Genomic DNA, 19,863 nt, shown 5'->3' on the forward strand with positions numbered 1-19,863 from the left:
CTCGTCAAAAGTTATAGTAAAAAAATGGATGTTTACTACCTTCGTTTTAATGTTTTCGTTCTTTCTCTTTTTGAGGGAAAAACAAAAACAGAAAATTCAAAACTTATTTATGCGACATTAGTGTATGTACATGATTTAGAAAAAATATTAATGAAACAATAAGCTCTCCTTTACAATCCAATTTCTATTAGGAAATGCACGATCTATCAGTATAAACAGTGTCTAAACTTACAATATTCCTCTTGTATAACAAGAGTCAATTGTAAAGAAATTGTAAATAAAAACTCCCTTTCCCCCTAATATTCACTATTATTCGCCATTTTTCTGTATTATTCCCCAGCTTAACTTTACATTATCTTAAAAATAGATTCACATAACATTAAAACTTCAAAGATATAATAAGCTTGTTCCAATAAAAAGACACATAAAAAATTAATCTTATTTGGAGGTCAAGAAATTGAAATTTAAAAATTTAAAGTTATCATTTGCAGCATTATTAGTAACTGGTGCATTAGCAGCTTGTGGAAACTCAGATGATTCTACAAACGAAAACACTTCATCAACTGATGATACAAAAACAGAAGAAATCTCTGGCACAGTAACTGCTGCTGGTTCAACAGCTCTTCAACCACTTGCGGAAGAGGCAGCTAATGAAATTTTAGAAAAATATCCTGACCTAAGTGTTACAGTTCAAGGTGGAGGAAGTGGTACAGGGGTAAACCAAGTAGCTGCTGGAGCTATTGATATCGGTAACTCTGACGTTCCTGCTGCTGATAAATTAGAAGACCAATCAAAAGTAGATCAATTTGTTGATAATAAAGTTGCAGGTATCGGATTTGCAATAGTTGTAAATAGTGATGTTACTGTTGATAGTTTAACAGATGCTCAATTACAAGATATTTTCTCTGGTAAAGTTACAAACTGGAGTGAAGTTGGTGGAGAAGATGCTCCTATTAATGTAATTAACCGTCCAGCTTCTTCTGGTACTCGTGCTACATTTGTAGATACAGTAATGGGTGATGTTACTGTTGATGACAGTATCGGTACTGCACAAGATTCGAGTGGTGCTGTAGAGCAAGCTATTAACTCTACTCCTGGATCTATCAGTTACTTAGCTATGTCTTACCTTGTTGGTGACAAAGCAGAAAGCTTAACTACTCTTAAAATTAATGATGTAGAACCAACTCTTGAGAACATTGCTTCTGGTGACTATAAATTCTGGGCTTACCAATACATGATTACTGATGGTGAACCAGAAGGTGCTGTTAAAGCATATATCGATTTCGTTTCTGGTGAAGACTTCGCTGCTACAGTTGAAGAAATGGGTTATATCCCAATGTCTGAATTAGACAAATAATAATTAAATATTTGAAAGGCTGTCTCATTATGGGGATTTGGGCCGCTCAAACCTATCTATAATAAATTCTTTATTGACTAGGTATATCAAAGAAGGGCTGGTTCTTACTGAGACAGCCCTTTCTTGCTTTTTAGCTAAAGGTTAAGGGGGCTTTTATAAAAATGAATAAGCAACGTAAAATTAATTATTTTAGAGATGAATATATCGGTAAAGCTTTTGTTACATTTTGTGGTATCTTAATTGTTGCTATCACTTTAGCGATTATCATCTTTATCTGTGAAAAAGGTATCCAATCCTTTATTCAGAGTGATATATCCGTTTTAGAAATGTTAACTTCTACCAACTGGTCTCCAAAAGATGGTTCTTATGGAGCATTAGTATTTATTGGTGGCTCTACTATTGTCTCTATCGGAGCCGTGTTAATAAGCACACCAATTGGTATTGCACTTGCTATCTTTATGAATCATATTTCACCTAGATTCGGAGCAAGAGTATTAAAACCTTCTTTAGAAGTATTAGTAGGAGTTCCTTCAGTTGTTTATGGTTTACTAGGTGTTACTATTATCGTGCCATTTTTACGTAATCATTTTGAAGGAGTTGGATTTAGCCTACTTGCTGGTATCATCGTGCTAAGCGTTATGATACTACCTACTATTGCAAGTCTTGCTGATGATGCCATTAAAACTGTTCCTATTGAATTTTTAGAGGCTTCCTATGGTCTAGGTTCTACTAGATGGCAAGCTATTTGGAGAGTAATTGTTCCTGCTTCAAATAAAGGAATTTTAACAGGTGTTGTTTTAGGGCTAGCTAGAGCATTCGGGGAAGCTTTAGCTGTACAGATGGTTATCGGAAATACCATTAAACTTCCTGATGCTTTGACAAGCCCTACCTCTACTCTAACGGGTATCTTAACAATGGATATGGCAAACACGATCAATGGAACTGCTTGGAATAATGCTTTATGGACACTTGCAATGATTCTATTACTCATTTCCTTCCTCTTTATTCTGATTATTAGAGCAGTTGGAAGAAAAGGAGATGCACGATGAAAAACAACGCAAAATTAACTAATAAAATAATGACAGGCGTTTTCTACGCTATTGCATTCTTTGTAGTAACATTACTAGTATTTCTAGTAGGTACTATTCTTGTAAAAGGTTGGGGATTCTGGGACCCTTCTTTCCTCTTTGGTAGACCTAGTAACACACAACCAGGTGGAGGTATTGGACCGCAATTATTTAACTCATTCTATTTACTAGTAATTACGCTTGTTATTTCTACACCATTAGGAATCGGTGCAGGTATTTACTTAGCAGAGTATGCAAAACAAGGGAAATTCTTAAACTTTGTTCGCTTATGTATTGAAACAATGGCTTCCCTTCCTTCCATTGTTGTTGGACTATTCGGTTTGTTAATCTTTGTAACTTTTTCCGGATGGGGTTATACCTTAATTGGTGGAGCATTAGTTATTACCATCTTAAATCTTCCAAGTTTAACTAGGGTTTGTGAAAATGCCATTACTTCTGTTTCTACAGAAGTTAAACAAGCAAGTCTTGCATTAGGTGCAACTAGATGGCAAACGATGGTGAAGGTAGTACTTCCAGCTGCACTACAACAAATCATTACTGGTATTATTTTAGCAGCAGGCCGTATTTTTGGAGAAGCAGCTGCACTTATTTACACAGCAGGACTAACTACTCCTATGCTTAGAACTGCTGCATCCATCGATAGCCCAATGAATCCTTTTAATATTTTCAGACCAGCAGAATCATTAGCTGTCCATATCTGGAAATTAAACTCAGAGGGTATTGTTCCAGATGCTGCTTTAATCGCTACTAGATCTGCTGCTGTTCTAATCGTGATGGTATTACTTTTCAATGTTATCGCTCGTCTATTGGCTAATATCATTGATAAGCGTCTAAAAGGTACAAGCAAAATCAAAAAGAAGAATGTTGCAGCTTAATAAACAATAAAAAAGGTAGCCCAAGCGGCTACCTTTTTTATTACATTTTTTCTGGTGCAGAGACGCCAATTAAACTTAAAGAATTTTTCAATGTAATTTGCGTTGCTTTAATTAAGCCTAAACGTGCTTTTGTTCTTTCTAAGTTATCTAAATCTAGTACTTTCTCTGCATTATAAAAACTATGGAATGCAGAAGCTAGATCATAAATATAGTTAGTAATACGATGTGGAATTCGTTTTATTGCTGCTTCTCCTACAACCTGTGGAAACTCTCCTAGCTTCTTCAATAAATCAAACTCTTTTTCTGCCGTAATGAAAGAAATATCTAGATTGCTTGAAACTTCTAAGCCTTGTTCTTTTCCTTGTCTTAGAATGCTTGAAATACGTGCATGTGCATACTGAGCATAGTAAACGGGATTTTCATTTGATTGTGATACAGCAAGATCTAAATCGAAATCAAGATGTGTATCTGCACTTCTCATTGCAAAGAAATAGCGAGTAGCGTCTAAACCAACCTCTTCTACTAAATCTCTCATCGTAACAGCTTTACCTGTACGTTTACTCATCTTCATTTTTTCGCCATTTTTATATAGATGAACGAGTTGTATGATTTCTACTTCTAATGCTTCTTTTCTATATCCTAGAGCTTGAATTGCTGCTCTCATTCTTGGAATATATCCATGGTGATCTGCACCCCATACATTAATCAATGTTTCAAAGCCTCTTTCTAACTTATCTTTGTGATAAGCAATGTCTGGAAGCAGATATGTATAAGATCCATCATTCTTAATTAAAACACGATCTTTGTCATCCCCAAAATCAGTAGAACGTAGCCATGTAGCTCCATCCTGTTCAAAAATAAAACCATTTTCTTTTAATGCATTTAGAGCAACATCAATTTTGCCATTTTGATACAAAGAAGTTTCTGAATACCAAACATCAAATGGTACTCTGAAATCCTCTAAATCTTTCTTCAGCTTTTCCATTTCATATTGAAGTCCATATTCACGGAAGAAATCAAAACGCTCTTGATCTGTTACAGAGACATATTTATCCCCATGCTCCTCAGCAAGTTTCTTTCCTATACCAATAATATCTTCACCATGGTACCCGTCTTGTGGCATTTCCTTCTCCATACCTAAAGCTTGGAAATAACGTGCTTCAACTGATAATGCTAAGTTGTTAATTTGGTTTCCAGCATCATTAATATAATATTCTCTCGATACATCATATCCCGCTTTCCCCAATATATTACACAAAGAATCCCCTACTGCTGCTCCGCGGGCATGTCCTAAATGTAAATCTCCTGTAGGATTAGCAGATACAAACTCGACTTGTACCTTTTCCTTGTTTCCAACTGTAGTTTCACCATAGTGATCGCCTGCTTCTAAAATAGTTGGTACTAATTCTGATAAGTAACTATTATTCATATAGAAATTAATGAAACCAGGTCCTGCTATTTCTACTTTTTCAATAGATGCTTTACTTTGATCAAAATTTTCAATGATTGCTTCTGCGATCATTCTAGGAGCTTTCTTTGCCACTCTTGCTAACTGCATAGCCATGTTAGTGGAATAGTCACCATGTGCCTTTTCCTTCGGTAATTCTAGTACAACCTCTGGAATTTGTTCTTCCGTAGCTAAGCCTGCTTTTATAACGCTTTGCTTAATTTCTTCCTTTAACTTATCCTTCATTTGTTCTACGATATTCATACTCTCTATTTCTCCTCCTTAAAAGAAATGGTCATGTGATATGTTCCATTATTGGATCCTTGCATATTTAAATCATATAAAACATCAAATATCCCCGTGTTTTGCTGTTGTTGCTCTAACTCAAGTTCTAACCTTTTTGTGTCTGTTATTAACTGAAACACTCCATATGGACTTTCATAACTACCTATTTTCTTTTTATTAATAAGAAAAGGCAATCTCATTTTAACTGCTCCACTACGAAGTATTAATCCCTCTTTTTCAGAAATCTTTACAATGGTATTAATCGTGCCTTCTTCTATTATTTCTTCATATTTAATATATTTACTAGAATCTTTCTCTAGGTATTGGCCAAACCCTACCCATTCAATACTATCCTTGTTCTTACCATTATAAATCTTAGTTGTAACATGTATTTTAACAGGCACCTGTTGCGCTGATTCTCTAGACAACGACAACACTCCCTTTTCATTTACTGTGTAACTTTATAAGTATAAATTTTTTAGAGAGGAAGTGCAAGGAGGCGAGGCAAGAGAATGCTGGATTCTATAAATATTCTCCATGATTTTGTTTCTTAGGCTATTTTACGAAGGTGATTTTAAGTACTTCATCATTTCGGAATAAGGATATAGGTATATTCCATTGCATTCTATAGACGAGAAGTGAAACCTTGGAAAAGGATCCTTAACAATCGAATCGTTTTCTACTGGCTATACATTTGTCTATAACACAATGGAATGATTGTCTGCTTGTTGCTTTTACCTTGACTTGAACAATTGGAAAAGTTACTCACATAGATCTTGAACAAACCTTGGTAATACAAACGCAGCTCTATGGAGTTCCTTGGTATAGTATTTAGTATCCAATTGTTCAAAACGATCATCTGGAACCTGTAATGGGTCATAAACTTTAGAACCTATGGTAAATGCCCACATTCCACTTGGATATGTTGGAATATTAGCTATATATAATCTTGTAATAGGGAAAATTTCCTTTACATCTTTTTGCACAGTCTTAATCAAGTCACCTTTAAACCAAGGGTTATCTGATTGTGCAACAAATAGACCATCCTCTTTTAAAGCTTTTGCTATTCCAGCATAGAACCCCTTTGTAAATAGGTTTACTGCTGGTCCAACTGGCTCAGTGGAATCTACCATTATTACATCGTATTGATTATCACTATCTGCAATATGCATAAAACCATCATCTATTATTACTTCTACTCTAGAATCCTCTAGCTTTCCAGCTATTTCCGGAAGATATCTCTTACTATACTCCACCACTTTGCCATCTATATCAACAAGAGTCACTTTCTTTACTGTCGGATGCTTTAGCACCTCCCTAACAACACCTCCGTCTCCTCCTCCTACTACTAGTACATTTTCTGGATTAGGATGTGTAAACAGTGGAATATGTGCAACCATCTCATGATAGACAAATTCATCGCGTTCAGTTGTCATGACCATTCCATCTAGCAGAAGCATATTCCCCCACTCTGCCGTTTCTACCATCTCTAATTTCTGAAATTCTGTTTGCTCCGTATGTAAAGTGCGTTTAATCTTCATGGTTATCCCGAAATGATCTGTTTGTTTTTCTGTAAACCAAATACCCATCTTTCTACCTCCTATTCATTCCGCTTGCGCTACGGTTAAGGTTATCTTCCCATTTATCCATTCAACTACCACTAGTACTATTCTTCCCAATTAAGAATAGTACAAACGAAAAGTTTCTATCTCCATGAAAGATTTACAGTAATCCCTCCACATTATGTTTAAAAATCCAACCTTTTCCACATACTATTGTTATCTGTACTATGTGCTTATACAAAACCACGTATCGTGTAACAACCTAGGAGGTGTCATGCATTGGAAGTCATAGCAAAAAATCGATTAAGAAAACCTGGAAAATATATAAGGTTATTTATTATTTTAAGTCTCCTTTTCATGATAACCGTTAGCATCATTTTTATCGGTATATATGTATATGCACGTACATTAGGGCCACCAGCACTAACTGTCTCTGAGTCCACACTCTACTATTCTGATGACGGTAGTATTATAGGAGAAAGTAGTAACGGAGAAAAACGGTACTGGGTTTCTCTAGATGATATTAGTCCCTATTTAATTGATGCTACTGTTGCCATTGAGGATAAAAGCTTTTATTCTCACCATGGCTTTGATTATAAAAGAATTGGTGGCGCAATTATTGCTGACATAAAAGCAATGGCTAAAGTACAAGGCGCTAGTACGATCACACAACAATATGCAAGAAACCTATTTTTAGAGCATGATAAAACGTGGAAACGCAAACTAGAAGAAGCATTTTATACCATGCGCCTAGAAATGTTTTATACAAAAGAAGAAATTCTCGAAGGCTATATTAACACCATTTACTATGGTCATGGTGCATACGGAGCAGAGGCTGCTAGTCAGTATTATTTCGGTAAAAAGGCATCTGAATTGACCCTTTCAGAAGCCTCCATGCTTGCTGGTATTCCAAAGGGTCCAAGTGTATATTCTCCTTTCTTTTCTAGTAAAAACGCACTGGAGAGACAGGATATTATTCTTCAAACACTACTTCAGAATGGTTATATTGATGAACAGAAAAAAGAAGAAGCGATACAGGAAGAGCTTACTTATGTGGGGAAGTTTCCTAATGCCAATACGGAAATTGCTCCTTATTTCCAAGATACAGTAAAGAGTATTCTAAAAGATCAGCTTCAGCTTGATGATCGAACGATTCAGTTGGGGGGATTAAAAGTATACACTACTTTGGATACAGAGCAACAAAAAATAGCGGAAAAGACGGTAAAATATACAATTGATCAGAATAGTGATATACAAATAGGCTTTGTTGCAATGGATCCTTCTACGGGCTATGTTAAAGCGCTAGTTGGTGGGAAAGATTATGATAAAAGTCCTTTTAACAGGGCAACACAAGCTGTGAGACAGCCTGGTTCTACTATTAAGCCATTGCTATACTACGCAGCAATGGAGCACGGCTTTACACCAGCTACTATGATGAGTAGTGAGAAAACAACCTTCCGATTTGAGGATGGAAGCGAACCTTATACACCACATAATTTTAATAATAAATATGCTGAAAAGGACATTACAATGGCACAGGCTCTTGCTTTATCAGACAATGTTTATGCTGTAAAAACCCATTTGTTCTTAGGGGAAGAAACATTGGTAAAGACTGGCGAGAGATTTGGACTAACAACAGAATTAGAAAATGTTCCATCCCTTGCACTTGGTACCTCTAACGTTAGGGTGATAGATATGGCTAATGCATATAGTATATTTGCTAATGGTGGGAATAAGGTTTCTCCTGTTTTTATAACTAAGATCGAAACTTCCGAAGGGGAAACAATTTATGAATATAAACCTAATAAAGAAGAGATATTGGATCCAGATTTAACCTTTGTCATGAATCATATGATGACAGGTATGTTTGATTCAGGATTAAATGGCTACACCTCTGTTACAGGAAGCACTATCAATAAGAATTTAACTAGAATTTATGCTGGTAAATCAGGATCTACCAATTCTGATAGTTGGATGATTGGGTATACCCCTCAGCTTGTTTCCGCTGTGTGGACAGGTTATGACCAAGGAGAACCAATTACACTTGCAGCAGATAAAACCTATGCAAAAAAGGTATGGGCCAATTTTATGGAAGACAGTTTAAAAGATGAACCCATCATTGGATTTCAACCTACGGATGGAACGGTTGGTGTTTATATCGATCCAAATAGCGGAAAACTAGCCGCAAATTCTTGTGACACAAAAAGAATGGTGTACTTTACAAAAGACACTGTTCCAACAGAATTCTGTGCAGATTTACCAAAAGATGATTCTACTTCTGATGCACCAAAGAAGGAAAATCCAACAGAGAAAGTACCTTGGTATAAGCGCTTTTTCTCATGGTGAAGTGAAAGGTACTACCATACTCTTCTTGAGAGCATAGGTAGTACCTTTTCTTGTCTTAATTTTCACTATCCTCTAACCAAACATCCTTTATATGCTTTCTTTTTTGCTGATTATGGAGTTTGCGATATTCCTTTGATTTAAAAACAATATCATAGTCGTAGTTTTCTGGATATAACTCCGCTGCTTTAATATAAAGCTGAATTCTTTTATGATTAACACTTCTTTTTTCTTTTTGTACCTGCACTATATAGTTCCCTTTTTCATCTGGTCCACTATACACTATCCCAATTTCTTTTGTTTCTGTAAGAATGATCGTATCCCCTTGATGAAAGGTGCTACGCTTTTCTTTCTCCAGTTTATTCAGGTTCTTTCTTGCATATTTATTCACTGCGATTTGTTGGGCAAAATCCAGCTCTTTTAGATCTTGATCACCATGATAGCTTTTACCTGTTTTATAGGTTATTCTATGAGCTTTCTCAATAAGTAAGGGATGCAACCCCAATTTATTCGCAATTTCAAACGCCTGACTTCTTCCACTTTGTCCTAGCAATAACCTATACGTTGGACGTAGTGTTTCTAAATCGAACTCCATTGTACCATTTAAAAACCCCTCTGCTTCATCTGCAAACTCCTTCATTTCACTATAGTGAGTAGTTGCAAACAAGGTAGCACCTTTTTCATATAGTTGCTCTAAAATGACGATAGCAAGAGCCATTCCTTCTCCTGGATCCGTTCCAGATCCAAGCTCATCTAATAGGACAAGGGAGCGGTCATTTGTCTGCTTTAATATATCAATAATGTTAACTAGACGTGAGCTAAAGGTACTTAAATTCTGTTCCATGCTTTGCCCATCTCCAATATCTACAAATATATGTTGAAAGTTAGCAATCTTACTCCCTTTTTTTGCTGGGATTGGTAAACCACTCTGACCAAGCATAGTTAATAATCCAATCGTCTTAATGGTAACTGTTTTCCCACCTGTATTTGGCCCTGTTATAACTAAGGCTCGATGTTCCTCCCCAAATTTAATTGTTAGTGGTACTGCTTTTTGACCAAGCAAGGGATGTCTTGCATCTATTAAATCCATAGTATAATCCTCTGTAATAGAAGGAATACTTGCATCTATTAGCTTGCTATACTTTGCTTTTGCAAAAAGAACATCATAATGATGCATGGTTTCAATTGCTACATGAATCACCTGTTCATGTTCTAGCAGCTTCTCTGTTAACTCATACAAGATTCTTTCTACTTCGTGCTCCTCCGCAAGCTTCATCATTTCTATATCTGATTGCATATCAGCTAGTTCAAGAGGTTCCATAAATACAGTTGCGCCAGAAGAAGAAGTATCCAAGACTCTTCCTTGAATTTTAGAACGATACTCTCTTTTAATTGAAATTACTAGGTGACCATTTCTTTCTGAAATATTAGTATCTTGCAGATATGCTGTATATTTCTTGGATTTTACAAGTTGATTTGCCTTTTCTTTAACCTTTTCTAATGTTATAGCTAACTGCCTTCTTAAATAAGATAGATCACTTGAAGCATAGTCATCTAATCCACCATGTCGTATACATCTAGAAAGCTCGGCTGTAAGCTCGCTTACATCGGCTATAGATTCCACATATGATGCTACATGTGGAGCTACAAACTCCTTATCTCGCATAAATTGCTTAAGCTTCATACAATGCTCTAAGAAGGAGATGACAAAGGTAAATTGATCTGCTCTTAAATAGGTCCCCTTCTTTGCTTGATTTATAGAAGTTAGCATTTCATCTAATGTATGAATAGGTACACTACTAGAAATCCCTAGAATTTTTATAGCTTCTTCTACTTCCTTTAACGATTGTTCCATTCTCCATTTATCCTGCATAGGCTTGAGCTTTCTTATCGTTTCTTTACCTAGTCCTGTTTTTGCAAAGGCCTCAATCTCCAATAATATTTGGTTATATCCTAATACATCAAAAGTTTGTTCATTCAATCTGCTATTCCTCCAATACTTATTTTCCCTTTTAAAGGTTGTGTTTTAGACAGTGCTGTTTTTAAACGCAAAAAACCGCCATGAATAAGCGCTCATGACGGCTAGCAACATCTGACTTCCTTTCATAAATGTCAGATTTTATTTCATAAATTAAAAATAGCTATGACAAATATGCCATAGCTATTTTTACATATATGATGTATGCTATGAGGCGTATTCTTAACATCCTTGAAAATCCATGCTTAATAAACCGGTCATGAACCGATTTTTAGTCATTTTCTTCAAGGCCGTATAAAATTAACGGTTAGTTAAGAATACTCACACTCATAAAACATTCTCCTTTAAAAGGGCTAATTATTTTATATTTCCTCTTTAGTTTATCCATTTCCTTCTTATGTTGTCAAGATTTTCTGACAATTAACCTAATAAATCTGTTTTCAGCTTTTCTTCTGAGTTATCCCATAATTGCTGATCATGATTCATTAAAAAGTCTGCAAGAATTTTCTTCGATTTATCATCCATAAAATCGACCATAATATGTCTCTTCATACTTTTATCCATTCTATTCACATGTTCAGGCAAAGACTTATAGCCTCTTCTTATAGAACGATCGACAGTCATTTCACAAGCTGTAACACCTGCATAATAAGGTCCTTCTAACTTGCGATCAATTGTTACCCAAACTAGCCAATAGAGTTTTCCATTCGGAACCTCTTCCTTAGTGCGAAGAAATTTAATTCCTTTCTCAACAGCACTTCTTGCATGCATAGCGCCTACTTCTATTGTTGCTTCACCTGCTTCTACATCTATCATTACAGGTGATACATTTTCTAAACTTAAACTACCTACACCGAAGCCTTTATGACCATCTGTAGGATCATTTTTTATAATATTAAATCCAACTGATTTCTTTTTTTTCTCTTCCACCTTCATAGCTCCTTTTTTATGAATTAAAATAATAATTGATTAAACACTTGGATAAAGAAGGATTGAACCGTACTAATCCAAGGAAAAATAGTGTAATTAGATAACCCTGTTACTATAAGAACAATAAATAATATAGAACCATAAACCTCATATTTAGCCATTTTAGCTCTGACTCTTGATGAAACAAGGTCTTCAATAATCCGATAGCCATCTAGAGGAGGTAATGGAATTAAATTAAAGGCAAAAAGCAACAAGTTCATCTGTATAAATATTTGAAAGAAAGGATATAAATCAAATGATGTTCCCATAGGCACACCGAGTTTAAGCAAAATAGCAAAGCCTAGAAAGCCTAGAAAGGCAAGCAATAAGTTACTAACAGGTCCAGCAAGTGATACTAAAATACCTGCTAACTTTGGACGCTTAAAGTAATGACGGTTAACCGGAACAGGTTTTGCCCACCCAAATCCAGCAAGTAAAATAAAAATTGCTCCTATCAAGTCAATATGTGCAATAGGATTAAGCGTCAATCTCCCCATTTTTTGGGCAGTTGGATCTCCAAACTTATATGCAACATAGGCATGTGCGAATTCATGTAAAGTAAATCCAATTATAATCGATATAATAATATAAGGTAGATTTACAAGATTTTGCGTGAATAACAAGTTTTATGCTCCCCTCTATAACCACTTCTATATTTTATTAAGAGACACTCCTCCTAAAATTATACATGATATTGTTTTAGAAAGGAACTTTCCGAGAAATGGAGAAAGTATATTACATCAAGATACTTTTAACAATCTCGTGAAATTCACCAATTACTACTTGCACTTTGTCCTAAACTATGAAAAACTACTATCAAATAGCTAGGAGGTAATAATGATGCCATATATTACGGTTAAAATGTTAGAGGGTCGCACCGAAGAACAAAAAAAGCTACTAGTAGAAAAAGTGACCGCAGCAGTTTCAGAAACTACTGGGGCACCAGAAGAAAAAATTGTTGTATTCATTGAAGAAATGCAGAAAAATCATTATGCTGTTGCTGGTAAACGCTTAAGTGATCAATAATAGATGATATAGTGTCTAACCACTTAGGTTAGGCACTTATTTATAATAAAAAAGGGCAGTATTATTATACAAAAGGAATGGATACGAAGGAACCTTTTCTATAAACTACTCCCCCATAACATTTAATGAATCTTCTCTTTTAATCTTTCAATATAGTCATAAGCCGAGTCTATCTCTTCACTCGAATACTTCTGCTTTGCTTTTAATGTAAATACTTTTTCTACCACTTCTTCTTTTGGTAAGCTATCAAAGAATAATACAGTAGATACAAGTTCAAGAAATCTTGAGCTCTGTTCATTCATATCCTCTAGGCATGGGGAGAGTGATGGCATCTCCACATCATTTAGTGACAAAAATTCCTTACCATTGTCTGTTAACGTATAACGATATTGAAAATATCCGCCCTTTTTTTCCTTAATTTCATTCAAGAAACCCATGTTGCACAATTCTTCAACTCTTAAAGTTAATTCTTCTGAATAAGGTCCAAAAAAATGAAACTGGTACTTTTCATGAAAAGGAAAATCTAACTTTTTAGCAATATATATCATTTTTTGTAGCTTTTTTCGTCCAATAATTTCCCCAGAGGCAGCAATTGCATTCATAACCTTAGCATGATCTTTTAACACATTCGTTCATCTCCTACTCCTTATAATCCTAACTATTATAGTATGGTTGTTGTATTTGATTTCCTTTCTTACAAGCTGTATTTAGGTGGTGTGGCTGTATGACTCTAAAAATTGCTGTCTGTCGTCCCTCTCAAGCCTTTATCCACTATATTTCCTCATATCCCCAAAAACCAATTGTTCTATTAAAATAAGCTCTATCTATAAACAATAAACAACCTTCTACTATAGAACATCATCTATCTATTGAATATCTAATAATTCACGTATTTGTTTTTTGATCTTACTTTTTGAACTATCGTTTTTTAATACATCTTTTGGAAAATAAAGCTTATGATCTGTACGCCTTTTCCCTGATATGCTATCCACTATTCCTGATTCCCTAGAAAGCTCTCTAATATCCCCATTTTTCATTAGTAGATGTATTGGCAATCTTTCTTCTTCTTCACCTGGTCGATAGAAATCATAAGGAAGATCGGAAGAGGAGTCTACCACTAAATAGTAGTCTGGATTTAATCCTGCTTTTTGGAATAAAACCATTAATTCCTGTAGTTTTTTATACTCTTTTGCTGGGTCAAATTCTACATATTTAAATAGATTTCTATTCATAAAGCGTCGACAAAGATCTCTTAGGATTGCATCTTCTTCTTCTTGCCACATTTGGAAGTAATAAAGAATAATTGCTTCATCTAATTTCAAGTAATCTTCTAAGCTTGTTTCTTCTTCAAATATGGAATAAAAGTGGATAGGATCATATTTAAAGGAGTAAAACTGCTCATGCAAATGCTTTGCTCTATGTAGAATCTTCGTAAGTATTACTTCAGCACTTCTTGTTACAGGGTGGAAATATACTTGCCAATACATCTGATAGCGGCTCATAATATAATCTTCGACAGCATGCATACCACTTTGTTTAATTACTACTTGGTCTTCTCTTGGTCGCATGACACGCAAAATACGCTCCATGTCAAAATTCCCATAGCTAACACCTGTAAAATAAGCATCTCTTAATAAATAATCCATTCGATCGGCATCAATCTGACTAGAAATTAAACTAACTACCAATTTTTCTTTTGATGTCTTTGCGATGACCTCTGCCACTTTTTTTGGAAAATCCTTTTCTACATTAGAAAGGACTTGATTGACTTCTGTGTTACCTAGAATTATTTTTTGAGTGAACTCTTCGTGGTCTAGATCAAAAACCTTTTCAAAAGAATGAGAGAAGGGTCCATGTCCTAAATCATGCAATAATGCTGCACATAACGACAATAACCTTTGTTCATTATTCCACTCTTCTCTTCCCTGAAACACATCATCAACAATTCTTCTAACTATTTCATATACTCCAAGGGAATGGTTAAATCTACTATGTTCTGCTCCATGAAATGTGAGATAAGTAGTACCAAGCTGTTTTATTCTCCTTAGTCGTTGGAATTCTTTGGTGCCTATTAGATCCCAGATTACACGATCACGAACATGTACATAGCGATGTACTGGATCTTTAAACACTTTCTCTTCGTTTAGTTTTTCCATAGAATATGACATCTTTTCCCCACTCTCTTTTCACTGATTTTATATTTTAATCTATATTCTGACAGGTTTGTATCCATATTCTAAAGACAGAAAAAGAGGGTTCCTTATAGGCATTTTAAAAGGAAAACGTACTATCTCTCCATAAAATAACTATCTATTAGAAACTCCTCTGTTCTTTACGCAAATAATAGATTTGCCTATTATTTCTTCAATTTAACATTAATTTTATCCATTAACTCTTCTTCTGTTAATGCAGCAAGTGGACGATTATTAACAAAAGCAAATGTTTTCTTACGACCAGGTCCGCAATAGGATTGACACCCTATATCAATCTTTGCTTCTGAATCTATTTGCTTTAAACGGGGAATTAACGTTTTTAAGTTAACAGCCTGACAATCGTCGCAAACTCGAAATTCGTTTGCCATTCGCGGGACAACCCTTTCTATCTATGCTTTCCATATATGTTATCGACTTGTTACTAATCGACATCATTCTCTTCATTACTATATGGTATTTTACCCCTTCTCTATTAGCATTGCAAGATGCAAACTTTTGTCAAATGTTTGTCTAAACTGCATATATTTGTGGGAAAACCTAGTTTCAAACCATTTCCCATAATGGAAAAAACTAATGGTTTATTAGAAACTACCTTAATGATTTAATACTAGCAGAAAGAATTCTGTCTTACATGAGTAGCACTTACTAATCGCTGTTTTATTTCATACTCTGTATCTTTTCATTTCAATCCTTTCTAATCTATAAAAAAATCTACTATCCTTGTATTTCTATTGTATAAAGGGAAAAGCTTCTGGACATGATGATATTAGAAAGAATTATTTATCGTTAGAATTGGGAGTTGAGTATGAAATGAAAGTAAGACAAGACGCATGGTCAGAAGAAAATGATTTATTATTAGCAGAAACCGTTCTAAGACATGTACGGGAAGGTAGTACTCAATTAAATGCTTTTGAAGAAGTTGGGGATAAGCTTAACAGAACATCGGCAGCTTGTGGATTTCGCTGGAATGCAGTTGTTCGACACCAATATGAGAAAGCGCTTCAACTTGCAAAAAAACAAAGAAAGCAAAGACAACGTATATTAGGAAAAGATCAAGGTGGAAAGAAAAAACTATTATATTCACCACCAGTTCCTACAGCGGATGATTTAGAAGTACTTACTGTTTCTACTAATATGGAAATGGGTTCTATGGATATGTTGGAGTTAGATTCTATGGAAGTAGTAGAACAGTTAAACTCCCATGTTAATAGTCCACAAGAAGAAGAGATTATAGAAAATGAACAGCCTACAGAAAGTATAGAGAATGTAGAATGGGATTCGCCAGTACCAACCATGATTCCAGCTTCTATCAAGCAATCAGGAAACCTAGATTTAGATTCCGTACTTTCCTATTTACAAAACCTACGAAATGCTCCTTTACAGCTAGAAATACTAAAAAGTGAGAATGAAAGATTAAAACGAGAACTAGCCACTATAAGAAGCCGTAATAGAGAACTAGAAGATAAATTAAATCATCTAGAAAACAATTCTGAAATGATGCAAGAAGATTACGAGACACTCATGAAAATCATGAATAGAGCTAGAAAACTTGTTCTCCTAGAAGAAGACGAACGCACAACCAAATTCAAAATGGACCGAAACGGAAACCTAGAAAAAGTCGCAGAGTAACCTAAAAAGCGGAAGTGCCTGTTTAGCGGCGTACAAACTGGAGGGTTTCTGACTGAGATATAGGAAACACCATGAACGTTAGTGAATGGATGTTGACTTATCGTAGGGAAGACACCTGGAAGTTTGCTAGACGCTAGGCGCTGGAGCTAGATTCTATAGAAATGCGGAGGGTGCCCGGTTAGTGGCGTGTGAACTGGACTGCCACTCGACTGAGATATAGGAAACACAGGGAACGTTAGTGAGCTGATGTTGACTTATCGTAGGGAGATGGCGGGAAGTTCATCAGCCGCTGGGCACCTGGAGCTAGACAACACTTGATAAAAAGCGGAAGTGCCTGTTTAGCGGCGTACAAACTGGAGGGTTTCTGACTGAGATATAGGAAACACCATGAACGTTAGTGAATGGATGTTGACTTATCGTAGGGAAGACACCTGGAAGTTTGCTAGACGCTAGGCGCTGGAGCTAGATTCTATAGAAATGCGGAGGGTGCCCGGTTAGTGGCGTGTGAACTGGACTGCCACTCGACTGAGATATAGGAAACACAGGGAACGTTAGTGAGCTGATGTTGACTTATCGTAGGGAAGACACCTGGAAGTTTGCTAGACGCTAGGCGCTGGAGCTAGATTCTATAGAAATGTGGAGGGTGCCCGGTTAGCGGCGTGGGAACTGGACTGCCACTCGACTGAGAGATATAGGAAACACAGAGAACATAGTGAGCTGATGTTGACTTATCGTAGGGAGATGGCGGGAAGTTCATCAGCCGCTGGGCACCTGGAGCTAGATTAGAGCAAATAGTTCATATAAAAAAATAATAAAGTGGAGATTATGGCAACGATTCTCGATGTAAAAGAGGATTCTTTTGAAACCCCAGCTGATGGGGAATTTCTAAAGGATCCTCTTTCGGTTTTTATCGAAAAGGTTGTAAGATTTTCTCGTTTCTCTCAACCACTCGATGGTAATAGGACTCGAATAACGGAATTTCCTCTTCTTGTAAATGATCAGCATAGAGAAACTCAGCATTGTCTTTTAAAGTCAATAATAGCTTTGTCATCACCTGATCGACTGTTAACGAAACTCCAAGTAACTCAGATAAGGAGGCCATTACTTCGGGTACAATCACAGGATATTCAAATTTCGTTGTTTTCCCTTGCACTCCTTGCTGATAAAACTCTTTTATAATCTCTGCTCTTTCTCTACCACTTCCACTAACACAAAGGTAAATTTGTACCGCTACTCCATTTCTAAGTCGCCTTTGCGATATTCCAGCGAATTTTTGGCCATCTATACTTAAGTCATAGCTACCAGGACAATAGGAGCCAACGATCTCCTTTGCCTCAATTTCTTTTCCATACTCATTAAACATATGCTTAATCAGATCCCACATTGTATCATAGCCACTGTTTATATCAATTCCTCTATCTTGTTCAGGAAGGATAAGAGAGATATTTAACACTCCTTCATCTAAAACAACTGCTAAACCACCTGAATTACGAACAATATAGCGATAATCTTTATCCTCTAAATAATGTAAAGCTTCTTCTAAATAGGGAAGTCTTGTATCTTGTATCCCCAATACAATCGTTCTCTCATGAACCCATGTTCTTGCAGTTGCTGGTGCTAAGCCACTACCAACTGATGAACATAGCGTATCATCCATCCCAAAAGAATGTAAGGGAGATACATGTAAGCCGGTTGTCGACTGATCAATCAGACGCCACTTTTCTTGTTTTAACAAACTAGCATAGCTAATCATCCATTTTGCTCCTTTTTCAAACTATCATTTACCTTAAATCAGGTAAGGAACTTGATAGTATCTATACTTCCTTTAATAATGAATTATTATAGCGGAAATAGATCATTTTCAAAAGATATCCTATTAAATATTATATAGATTATTGCTTTATGTCCTTCTACACTCTTTGAAAAGAGAATAACGCATTCTTGCAAATTTGATATGTCGAGCTTTTTCCTTGCTAACTTTAAAGCGCAATAGCTTTTATAGAAAATAAAAAAGGTAACAATAGAAGCTAGATAGCTCTACTGTCACCCGTTACTAACAAAATTATTTTGTTAAACTTTGACCAGCTGTGATTAAAGCTAATTTATAAACATCTTCTTCGTTACATCCACGAGATAGATCATTTACTGGTGCATTTAATCCTTGTAGAATTGGTCCAACTGCTTCAAAGTTACCTAGTCTTTGTGCAATTTTATACCCAATGTTACCTGCTTCTAAGCTTGGGAATACAAATACATTTGCATCACCTTGAATAGGAGAATCTGGAGCTTTTTGTTTTGCTACAGACGGAACAAACGCTGCATCAAATTGGAATTCTCCGTCAATTACTAATAAAGGATCTCTTAATTTAGCTTCTGCTAATGCAGCTTCCACTTTTTCCGTTTCAGGAGATTTTGCAGAACCTTTTGTAGAGAAGCTTAGCATAGCAACTCGAGGATCTATATCGAACATTCTTGCCGTTTTTGCACTTTCTACTGCAATTTCTGCTAAATCTAGGCTATCTGGAGTAATGTTGATTGCACAGTCAGCAAATACATATTTTTCATCTTCACGAACCATGATAAATACGCCAGAAGTCTTTTTAACTCCTTGCTTCGTTTTAATAATTTGTAATGCTGGACGCACTGTATCAGCTGTTGAATGGATAGCACCACTTACTAAACCGTCTGCTTGGTTAGCATAAACTAGCATTGTACCGAAGTAGTTTTCATCTAATAATACTTTACGAGCATCTTCTTCTGTTGCTTTTCCTTTACGTCTCTCAACAAATGAAGCAACAAGAGCATCAAATTGCGCATATTTTTTTGGATCATAAATTTCAGCGTTCTCTAGAGATACCCCTAAGTTTTGCGCTTTAGTTTGAATTTCTTCAATGTCTCCAATCAGGATAGGAGTTAAAACTTTTTCTTCTGCTAAACGACCAGCAGCTTTTAAAATTCTTTCATCTAACCCTTCTGGAAAAACGATTTTTAAATTTTGACCTGTTACTTTTTCTTTTAAACCCGAGAATAAATCACTCATTATATTATTTCCTCCTTTTTATGTACACTTACTAGCATACTATTCCAGCAT

General features: G+C 35.7%; 17 protein-coding genes. 6 read left to right on the forward strand and 11 right to left on the reverse strand.

All coding sequences use genetic code 11. The annotated features are described in order from the left end of the window. Positions 1-457: 457 nt before the first annotated feature. From F9279_RS07235 to pstA, 3 genes are all read left to right on the forward strand, one after another. Positions 458-1,357, forward strand: coding sequence for a phosphate ABC transporter substrate-binding protein PstS family protein (locus F9279_RS07235; RefSeq protein ID WP_152112131.1), 900 nt, complete (start codon positions 458-460; stop codon positions 1,355-1,357). A gap of 161 nt (positions 1,358-1,518) precedes the next feature. Further along, complete coding sequence (gene pstC, locus F9279_RS07240) at positions 1,519-2,406, forward strand: phosphate ABC transporter permease subunit PstC (protein ID WP_152112132.1); 888 nt, start codon at positions 1,519-1,521, stop codon at positions 2,404-2,406. Next, positions 2,403-3,320 carry a phosphate ABC transporter permease PstA gene (gene pstA / locus F9279_RS07245; RefSeq protein WP_152112133.1) on the forward strand — a complete coding sequence of 306 codons (918 nt, stop codon included), beginning with the start codon at positions 2,403-2,405 and terminating at the stop codon, positions 3,318-3,320. The genes pstC and pstA overlap by 4 nt, the downstream gene beginning before the upstream one ends. A gap of 40 nt (positions 3,321-3,360) precedes the next feature. On the opposite strand, the gene argS is transcribed toward pstA, so the two are convergent. The 3 genes from argS to speE form a co-directional block, all read right to left on the reverse strand. Beyond that, positions 3,361-5,031 carry an arginine--tRNA ligase gene (gene argS / locus F9279_RS07250; RefSeq protein ID WP_152112134.1) on the reverse strand — a complete coding sequence of 557 codons (1,671 nt, stop codon included), beginning with the start codon at positions 5,029-5,031 and terminating at the stop codon, positions 3,361-3,363. A gap of 5 nt (positions 5,032-5,036) precedes the next feature. Further along, positions 5,037-5,489 carry a DUF1934 domain-containing protein gene (locus F9279_RS07255; protein WP_226793349.1) on the reverse strand — a complete coding sequence of 151 codons (453 nt, stop codon included), beginning with the start codon at positions 5,487-5,489 and terminating at the stop codon, positions 5,037-5,039. 324 nt (positions 5,490-5,813) lie between these two features. Then, positions 5,814-6,641 carry a spermidine synthase gene (gene speE / locus F9279_RS07260; RefSeq protein WP_152112136.1) on the reverse strand — a complete coding sequence of 276 codons (828 nt, stop codon included), beginning with the start codon at positions 6,639-6,641 and terminating at the stop codon, positions 5,814-5,816. Positions 6,642-6,893: 252 nt separating this feature from the next. On the opposite strand from speE, the gene F9279_RS07265 reads away from it, so the two are divergent. Further along, complete coding sequence (locus F9279_RS07265) at positions 6,894-8,960, forward strand: transglycosylase domain-containing protein (RefSeq protein WP_152112137.1); 2,067 nt, start codon at positions 6,894-6,896, stop codon at positions 8,958-8,960. A gap of 55 nt (positions 8,961-9,015) precedes the next feature. Here F9279_RS07265 and F9279_RS07270 read toward each other — a convergent pair whose 3' ends face one another. The 3 genes from F9279_RS07270 to F9279_RS07280 form a co-directional block, all read right to left on the reverse strand. Continuing rightward, positions 9,016-10,938: an endonuclease MutS2 gene (locus tag F9279_RS07270; protein ID WP_152112138.1), complete on the reverse strand. Its 1,923-nt coding sequence runs from the start codon at positions 10,936-10,938 to the stop codon at positions 9,016-9,018. A 417-nt stretch (positions 10,939-11,355) separates the two neighbouring features. Next, a complete protein-coding gene (locus F9279_RS07275; RefSeq protein WP_152112139.1) occupies positions 11,356-11,865 on the reverse strand; it encodes a YwhD family protein in 510 nt (169 codons plus the stop codon). 23 nt (positions 11,866-11,888) lie between these two features. Then, positions 11,889-12,527: a site-2 protease family protein gene (locus F9279_RS07280; protein ID WP_152112140.1), complete on the reverse strand. Its 639-nt coding sequence runs from the start codon at positions 12,525-12,527 to the stop codon at positions 11,889-11,891. Positions 12,528-12,744: 217 nt separating this feature from the next. On the opposite strand from F9279_RS07280, the gene F9279_RS07285 reads away from it, so the two are divergent. After that, entirely contained in the window at positions 12,745-12,930 is a 186-nt protein-coding gene (locus F9279_RS07285; RefSeq protein ID WP_152112316.1) for a 2-hydroxymuconate tautomerase, read from the forward strand. A gap of 122 nt (positions 12,931-13,052) precedes the next feature. Here the strand turns inward: F9279_RS07285 and F9279_RS07290 are convergent, their stop codons facing one another. The 3 genes from F9279_RS07290 to F9279_RS07300 form a co-directional block, all read right to left on the reverse strand. Next, a complete protein-coding gene (locus tag F9279_RS07290; RefSeq protein ID WP_152112141.1) occupies positions 13,053-13,556 on the reverse strand; it encodes a YwgA family protein in 504 nt (167 codons plus the stop codon). Positions 13,557-13,796: 240 nt separating this feature from the next. Next, the gene (locus F9279_RS07295) at positions 13,797-15,098 is read right to left on the reverse strand and encodes an HD domain-containing protein (protein ID WP_152112142.1); all 1,302 of its coding nucleotides are present in this window, start codon (positions 15,096-15,098) and stop codon (positions 13,797-13,799) included. A 188-nt stretch (positions 15,099-15,286) separates the two neighbouring features. Further along, a complete protein-coding gene (locus F9279_RS07300) occupies positions 15,287-15,511 on the reverse strand; it encodes a DUF1450 domain-containing protein (RefSeq protein WP_152112143.1) in 225 nt (74 codons plus the stop codon). Positions 15,512-15,953: 442 nt separating this feature from the next. On the opposite strand from F9279_RS07300, the gene F9279_RS07305 reads away from it, so the two are divergent. Next, positions 15,954-16,772: an RsfA family transcriptional regulator gene (locus F9279_RS07305; protein WP_152112144.1), complete on the forward strand. Its 819-nt coding sequence runs from the start codon at positions 15,954-15,956 to the stop codon at positions 16,770-16,772. A gap of 907 nt (positions 16,773-17,679) precedes the next feature. Here the strand turns inward: F9279_RS07305 and F9279_RS07310 are convergent. Next, positions 17,680-18,525 (reverse strand): biotin/lipoate A/B protein ligase family protein, encoded by an 846-nt coding sequence (locus F9279_RS07310; RefSeq protein WP_152112145.1) that lies wholly within the window; start codon positions 18,523-18,525, stop codon positions 17,680-17,682. A 309-nt stretch (positions 18,526-18,834) separates the two neighbouring features. Continuing rightward, positions 18,835-19,812 carry a phosphate acetyltransferase gene (gene pta, locus F9279_RS07315; protein ID WP_152112146.1) on the reverse strand — a complete coding sequence of 326 codons (978 nt, stop codon included), beginning with the start codon at positions 19,810-19,812 and terminating at the stop codon, positions 18,835-18,837. Positions 19,813-19,863 lie beyond the last annotated feature (51 nt).

Source organism: Bacillus sp. B1-b2, assembly GCF_009183415.1.
Classification (GTDB): Bacteria; Bacillota; Bacilli; order Bacillales; family Cytobacillaceae; genus Niallia.